Annotated in this window: 6 protein-coding genes; 3 read left to right on the top strand and 3 right to left on the bottom strand. The window is 56.8% G+C overall.

Translation table 11 applies throughout. The features are described from left to right. Positions 1-1,277 (bottom strand): S1C family serine protease (locus ACF8AM_RS22310; RefSeq protein WP_392557775.1); only part of this gene is annotated, 1,277 nt, incomplete at its 3' end. 476 nt (positions 1,278-1,753) lie between these two features. Between ACF8AM_RS22310 and glgC the strand changes: the two genes are divergently transcribed. Together glgC and ACF8AM_RS22300 are read left to right on the top strand one after the other, a co-directional pair. Continuing rightward, positions 1,754-3,094, top strand: a complete 1,341-nt coding sequence (glgC, locus tag ACF8AM_RS22305; RefSeq protein WP_392557774.1) for a glucose-1-phosphate adenylyltransferase — start codon at positions 1,754-1,756, stop codon at positions 3,092-3,094. 51 nt (positions 3,095-3,145) lie between these two features. Continuing rightward, positions 3,146-4,114: a GGDEF domain-containing protein gene (locus ACF8AM_RS22300; RefSeq protein WP_392557773.1), complete on the top strand. Its 969-nt coding sequence runs from the start codon at positions 3,146-3,148 to the stop codon at positions 4,112-4,114. A 37-nt stretch (positions 4,115-4,151) separates the two neighbouring features. Here ACF8AM_RS22300 and ACF8AM_RS22295 read toward each other — a convergent pair whose 3' ends face one another. Then, the gene (locus ACF8AM_RS22295; RefSeq protein ID WP_392557772.1) at positions 4,152-5,066 is read right to left on the bottom strand and encodes an N-acetylglucosamine-6-phosphate deacetylase; all 915 of its coding nucleotides are present in this window, start codon (positions 5,064-5,066) and stop codon (positions 4,152-4,154) included. Beyond that, complete coding sequence (locus tag ACF8AM_RS22290) at positions 5,063-5,830, bottom strand: glucosamine-6-phosphate deaminase (RefSeq protein ID WP_392557771.1); 768 nt, start codon at positions 5,828-5,830, stop codon at positions 5,063-5,065. The genes ACF8AM_RS22295 and ACF8AM_RS22290 overlap by 4 nt, the downstream gene beginning before the upstream one ends. A 54-nt stretch (positions 5,831-5,884) precedes the next feature. Between ACF8AM_RS22290 and ACF8AM_RS22285 the strand changes: the two genes are divergently transcribed. After that, positions 5,885-7,034 (top strand): NRAMP family divalent metal transporter (locus tag ACF8AM_RS22285; RefSeq protein WP_392557770.1); only part of this gene is annotated, 1,150 nt, incomplete at its 3' end.

Below are 7,034 nucleotides of genomic sequence, written 5' to 3'. Positions count from 1 at the left end.
GCATAACCATACCGGCGAGCGGTCTCGGGAGTGATCGGTTCAAGCTTGGCACCGAGCACACTGCCACCGTGGAACATCGCCATCGCTTCGCTGGTTCGTTCTTGCAAATTGACGGTTTTATTCAACGTTTCGCCATCGCGATTGATCACCATCGCAACGCTCGCCCCAGGAGGACGACTGGCGATGTAGTTGACCAATTGGGAACTGCTGTCGACTTTCTTTCCGTCCACGCTGACAACCACGTCGCCTGGTTGCAAATTTGCATTCGCGGCGGGTTGCTTGTCCAACACGCCTTGGATCAATGCACCATCCTTGACCTTCAATCCCATCTCTTCGACCAACTCGGGCGTCACGTCACGAACTTGAGCGCCCAAGAATCCGCGTCGAACTTGGCCGTACTCAATGATCGAGGTCAAAACAGGACGAGCCAACGAAACCGGGATCGCGAAACCGATTCCGGCACTGGCACCACTGCGTGAAAGAATGGCGGTGTTGATCCCGACCAACTCACCCCGCAAGTTCACCAACGGACCGCCGGAGTTCCCTGGGTTGATGGCGGCATCGGTTTGCAAGAAATCCTCAAACCCTTGCCCGTTGTTGACGATTTGCCGGTTGCGGTTTTTGCCGCTGATGATGCCCGCCGTCACGGTTTGATCCAAACCAAAGGGACTGCCGATGGCCAACACCCAATCACCAACTTGGATGGCATCCGAATCACCGAAGGCAATCGCACGCAAACCGTCCGCTTCGACCTTCAAAACCGCCAAATCCGTTTCGGGGTCGGTCCCCACCACTTCAGCGGGCAAACGTCGGTCATCACTGAGCTCGACGTAGACTTCATCGGCATCTTCGACCACGTGATTGTTGGTCAGAATGTAACCGTCTTCTCGAACAATCACGCCACTGCCTTGGCCCTCACGAGCGGGAACTCGCTGGTTGCCTCGCATGCCCTCCTCAAAGAAATCTTCGAACCCGGGTGGCAACTGGCTCCGCAATCCCGGCGGCAATCGATTGCTCACGGCCTTGGCCGTCGTTTTCGAACTGATGCTGACCACACTCGGACGCATCGCTTCGGCGACAGTCCGGAACGAAGCCGACAAATCCTGGGCGGTGTTCAACCCCTGACCGGGATCGATCGATGTCGCGGGTCGGTTCGTTTGATCCGCCATCGCATCGGAACGCAAACCGTCCGGCAAACTCACCACGACCGCCGCGGTCAGCGTGGCAATCCACAAACTTCCCAAAGCAAAGCTGATTGGTTTCCATTGATTACGCATCGTGTCTATTTTCTCCTGAGAGGGGGGATCGTCGGGTGGGTGATACTTCGCATCCGCTGAGGGGAAGTCAACGCCTGTTCGCGGAGACGTCGCCAGCAGACTCGTCAGGGAGACCTCACGTCCCAATTTCGGACCGCCCCCATGACTTTTCGAAAGAAGTACTACTGCGGCTGGCGTCCGTTTGGTTCACTTTGAACCGGAGATGAAAATTCGATCAATCCTCTCCCCGTTTTGGACCTGGACGCTGCTTCGGCCCCCAATGTGCAATTCCCCCTGTCCCACGTTCGCGACTGCGAGCGCACGCAACTTGTCTGTGCGTGATCGACAAACGAGTGTGCCAGTTCGCCCGAAGCGCGCCCCCCGACGAGCAAATGTCAAAATAGCGAAACCTTTCCGCATCGACGCATGAAGCTCCCTTTCATGCCGGTGAGGGAAAACTGTTTTCCGCTCGACAGTGAACAAGGGACTTTGCTAGCATGCTGGCTCAGCATGTTGCGGGTGCCGACATGCAAAACGCGGTAGGAAACCACGAATCCATGATGCGACAAACAGTAACGGTGATTTTGGCCGGAGGTCGTGGCTCACGACTGGAACCACTCACCCGTGATCGAGCCAAACCGGCGGTTCCAATTGGTGGTGCGTACCGCATCATCGACTTTGTGCTCAGCAATTGCCTGAACAGCGACATGCGCCGATTGTTGCTGCTGACGCAGTACAAAGCCCAATCGCTCGACCGTCACATCAACGTGGCCTGGCGGAACTATTTCTGCCGCGAGCTCGGCGAATTCATCGACGTTGTTCCGCCCCAGCAACGCATCGATGACAACTGGTACCAGGGCACCGCCGACGCGGTGTACCAGAATATCTACGCGATCGAGCGGGAAGCACCGGAATACGTGGTGATCCTAGCCGGCGACCACCTGTACAAAATGAACTACGAATCGATGGTGAACTTTCATCATCGCAAGGGAGCCGATGTCACCGTCGGCGCGCTGCGTGTCAGCCGCGACGAAGCGAGACAGTTTGGTGTGATGCAGGTCGACACCGACGGTCGGTTGGTGGAATTTCAGGAAAAACCAGAAAACCCGCGTCCAACGATCGACGATCCCGACGTCTGCCTCGCGTCGATGGGCATCTATGTGTTCAACACGCGATTTCTGTTCGAGCGACTGTGCGACGACGCGACTCAGCCCGACAGCGACCACGATTTCGGCAAGAACATCATTCCTGGCGCAATCGAAGACAGCCAAGTTTTCGCGTTCCCGTTCACGGACGAGAACCGCAAACGCGAAGCCTACTGGCGAGATGTCGGCACGTTGGAAGCCTACTACGAAGCGAACATGGACTTGGTCGGCGTCGACCCGCAGCTCAATTTGTACGATCGCCAGTGGCCGATTCGTTCCTTCCAACCGCAGTTGCCTCCCCCAAAGTTCGTCTTCGGTAGCGAAGGCCGCTCGTCGCGTCGCGGAGAAGCATTGGATTCCATCGTTTGCCAAGGCGCGATCATCAGTGGCGGTTGCGTTCGCCGCAGCGTCATCGGTTCGGGATGTCGCATCAACAGCTACGCTCAAGTCGAAGACAGTATCTTGTTCGACGACGTTGATGTTGGTCGGCACAGTCGCATTCGCCGAGCCATCATCGACAAGGGTGTGCAGATCCCGCCGGAAACGGAAATTGGATATGATCTAGCGTTGGACCGCGCTCGTGGTTTAACAGTGACCGAGAGTGGACTCGTTGTGATTGCGCGTGGCGAAATGATCGCGCCGCCTGTCGCCGCCAATGGGTCTGCTGGTCCGCCATCCAGTTTGACTTCCTGACCGCTGTCTTCAGCGAACGCTGAGGGCCTCCTTTTAACCCTCTGCAGCACCGTGAACCCGTCTCTGATCGCCGCCGGATTGTTCTTTGCCGCGGTCCTTGTCGCGATCGGGTACATCATCGGGCGTCGGCGACGCAAACCATCCGCGTCGGTTCCTGAGGGTCCCGTCATACAAGAGGACGAACGCCAGCGCATGTTGGGGTTGCTCGAAGGGCTCTCTCGTTGGACCAACGAGTACTCCGGCAACGTTTCAAATTATCAAAGCGAACTGGGCGAACTCAGTGATGCGATGCGAATCAGCATCCAACAGTCACGTTCCGGCGCGGCCCGGTCGGGCAACCAGCCTGATCACCAAAACGCCAGCGACGCCCGGATGGTGACGTTGATCAACCAGATCATGTCGACCAACACCGAACTGCAAACCCGTTTGGAAGCTGCCGAAAAACAACTCGAAGAACAGACCGAGCAAATTCAGTCCTACCTGACCGAAGCTCGCACGGACGGATTGACTGGTCTGTTCAATCGCCGCGCCTTTGACAAGAAACTGGACGAACTCTTTGTCGCTTACCGTGGCGGTGGCAAATCGTTCACATTGATTTTGATCGACATCGATCACTTCAAAATCATCAACGACACGCATGGGCACCCCGTTGGCGACGTGGTCCTGCAACAGATTTCTCAGCGTCTCGGCAACGGCATGCAAGACGCCGAAATTGTCTCGCGATTTGGCGGAGAAGAATTCGCGATCCTGACTCATCTGCCAATCCGCGTGGCGGCTGAAAAGGCCAATGCAATGCGAGACCGCATCGCGAAAGATTCCATTGAAGTTGGCCCGGTCGAGCTGACCGTCACGTTGAGCATCGGGCTCAGCAACCCACAAGAGGACTTGGTCATCGGTCCGATCGTGCGCCGCGCCGATGAAGTCCTCTACTCGGCGAAGAACATGGGTCGCAACCGCGTGTATTTCAACGATGGCAACGGAGCCCAGTTGATCAACGCCCCCGAAGTCATCCGCTCGTAGATTCGCTCAGCGAATCCAATTCCAAACCAGCGACTGACTACGACTTACGGGCAAGCAACCGCGCCGGATTGGTCTGCGTCCAAGCCTGGATGCGTGCTTCTTCTATGCCCAATTCCTGTCGGAGTTTGTCAGTCATCGTTTGAACCGACGTAGCGCACCCTGCAAAGTGCGTTCGGCACTCCGCCCACGCCGCCCCGTCCTCATCGACGTGCACATTTTGTCCCGCCAAGGCATAAGTCCCCGGGCCTAGTCCCGCGGCACTGATCGCATCACTGACGATGATGATGTTCTGCTCGGGCACACACTTCAAATAGTTCCCCAGGGCCATCATCGGAATGTGAAAGCCGTCCGCAATGAAGCTGATCGCCAACTCAGACGCACGCGAGAGAACTCGCTGCACAATGTTGTCGTGCCGGGGGACTTCCGAGGGACACGCGTTTCCCAAATGAGTGAACATCTTCAACCCAGAATCGATCGCCACATCCAGATCTTTGAGTGTTGCATTGGTGTGCCCGGCTGCCACGATGATTCCCTGATCGCTCAACCAGTTCGTCGTTTTGCCCGCAGCGTCTTGCTCCGGTGCCAACGTGACCAAGCGAACGTGGCCGCGGCCCGCGTCCAACAATCGCTGTGCGTCCTCGATGTTTGCCGCCCGGATCTCCGTTTTCGGGTGAGCCCCTGCGTAACCATCCAGAGGCGACAAAAACGGTCCTTCCACATGAATTCCCGCGATCATTTTCGCGATCTCGTCATTGTCGTCGATCGCATCGGCCAATCGACCGATGCGGGCGCACATGGCGTCCATGGAATCCGTGATCACCGTGCCCAAGCACCGATCCACCTGATGAGATCGCATCACTCGACACGCTTGCAGGCATTGTTCGATCGACAATCCATCGCCGTTGAAATCCACGCCGGCGTAGCCGTTGACTTGTAAATCGACGTGGCTCAATTGGCCGACTCCATCGAATTGCGAGTGGCCCGATCAAGCTGTGCAGACGACGCGATGTCGATGATCAGGGTCGCATTGGGATGCTGATGCAGTGCCGAAGCTGGAACCATCGGGTCGTTGACCGTCGACAACGTTCTCGCGACCGCCTCCGCTTTTTGGGCATCTGGAACCGAACAGAAAATTTCGCGTGATTTCAGGATCTGTTGGACCGACATGCTGATCGCTTGCGTCGGGACCTCGTCCAACGACGAGAACCAACCTTCACCGACCTGTTGCTCGCGACACCGCTGATCCAAGTTCACCAGCAGATACGGATCTGTGGTGGTCAGATCGGCGGGCGGATCGTTGAAGGCCAAGTGAGCGTTCTCACCGATTCCGACCAACGACACATCGATCCGTGTCTGACGAAGCAAATCGCCCACACGTTTCATCGTTTCTGAGGGATCTTGATCACCGCGAAGATAGTGAAATTCGCCTGGCGAAACTTTTTCAACAAAGCGTTCGCGAAGATACTTGCAAAACGAGGCAGGGTGATCCGGAGAAATCCCGACGTATTCATCGAGATGGAAACCAGTCACTTTGGACCAATCAATCCCAGGTTGTTCTGCCAACGACGACAAAACTTCAAACTGTGATGCGCCGGTCGCCACGACAACATTGGCGTGACCAAACTCATTCAGAGCCATTCGGATTGAGTCGGCGGCCTTTCGGCCCACCCACAGCCCCATTTCGAAGCGATCAGCGGCTAGGATCTTGTTCAACATTGGCAGTCGTAAAAAGCGGCTAACAAATCATTCATCCATCGACAAGGCTTCATTGTGACACAGCCGGTAACAGTAAACGAGAGTGGTTGGAAACGATATCGTCGAATTGGCCCTGCGATTGTGGTCGCGGCCGTCGTTCTTGGCCCCGGAAGCATCGTCAGCGCTAGCCGTGTGGCCTGCGGTGAAGGCTTCGATTTACTTTGGATTGTTCCACTCGCGGGCATTCTGATGATCGGAATGACCGCGGCCGCGATGACCATCGGCGTCTGCAAAGAAAAAACTTTGTGCGCTTTGGTGGCGGATCGTTTTGGGCGTTGGGCAGCTTGGGTCGTCGGTTTATCCCTGCTGATTGCCATCACGCTGTTCCAAGCCTCCAACAACAATGCGATGTGGATGGCCGTCAGTGGTTTCATTGGTCACGAAACCGTGAACAAATGGTCAACACTCGGCCGTGCATCGGGATTGCTGCTGTTCAACGGTGCCATCATTGCGTTGGTTTGGCTGGGGCGTCGCGATTTGTATCGTTGGATCGAGCGAGCGATGGCGTTTCTGGTCGGTGCCATGGTGCTTTCGTTTGGAGCCAGCATGTTTGCTTCGGCGCCCGAATGGGGCGATGTCATCGGCGGACTGATTCCCAGTCTTCCAACACCGGACGCCGCCAGCACGCCCACTGAAACCGAGACCGTGGCCCATTCCGACAACGTATCGATCGCTTGGATGAGCATGGCGGCGCTCGTCGCCACAACGTTCTCCGTCGCCGGTGCCTTCTATCAGTCCTATCAAGTCAAAGAAAAAGGCTGGAAACGTGAAAATCTGTCGACGGGATTGCTCGACGTGTTCGTGGGCATTTCCTCCTTGGCCCTGATCACCGGGATGATCTACGTCACCGCCGCAACGGCCCTGCATGGCAACATTGCCCCGAAAGATTTAACGGACGCCTCAGTCGTTGCCTTGTCACTCGAACCGTTGTTCGGATCGTGGGCCCGGATCGTGTTTTCCATCGGAATCTTCGCAGGCGCCGCCAGTTCCTTCTTGGTCAACGCGTTGATCGGCGGAGTCGTCTTTTGCGACGCGATCGGCACGGATTGCCGAGTCTCCTCACGCCCGGTTCAGCGAGCCACGATCGCCGCCCTGCTCGCGGGATGGGCAGTCGCCAGTCTCGCGGCGCTGACCGAAGTGGATTTGGTCAGAGATCGGAAGAGCG

The sequence above is a fragment of the Rhodopirellula sp. JB055 genome (assembly GCF_043100905.1).
Taxonomy (GTDB): domain Bacteria; phylum Planctomycetota; class Planctomycetia; order Pirellulales; family Pirellulaceae; genus Rhodopirellula.
Note: the sequence above shows the minus strand (reverse complement) of the source record. Positions and strands in the feature narration are given on the sequence as shown.

Bases quoted from the DNA above. Each gene is read 5' to 3' on its own strand.
- glgC (WP_392557774.1), top strand. From the start codon at position 1,754: ATGCTGGCTCAGCATGTTGCGGGTGCCGACATGCAAAACGCGGTAGGA.
- ACF8AM_RS22290 (WP_392557771.1), bottom strand. From the start codon at position 5,830: ATGTTGAACAAGATCCTAGCCGCTGATCGCTTCGAAATGGGGCTGTGG.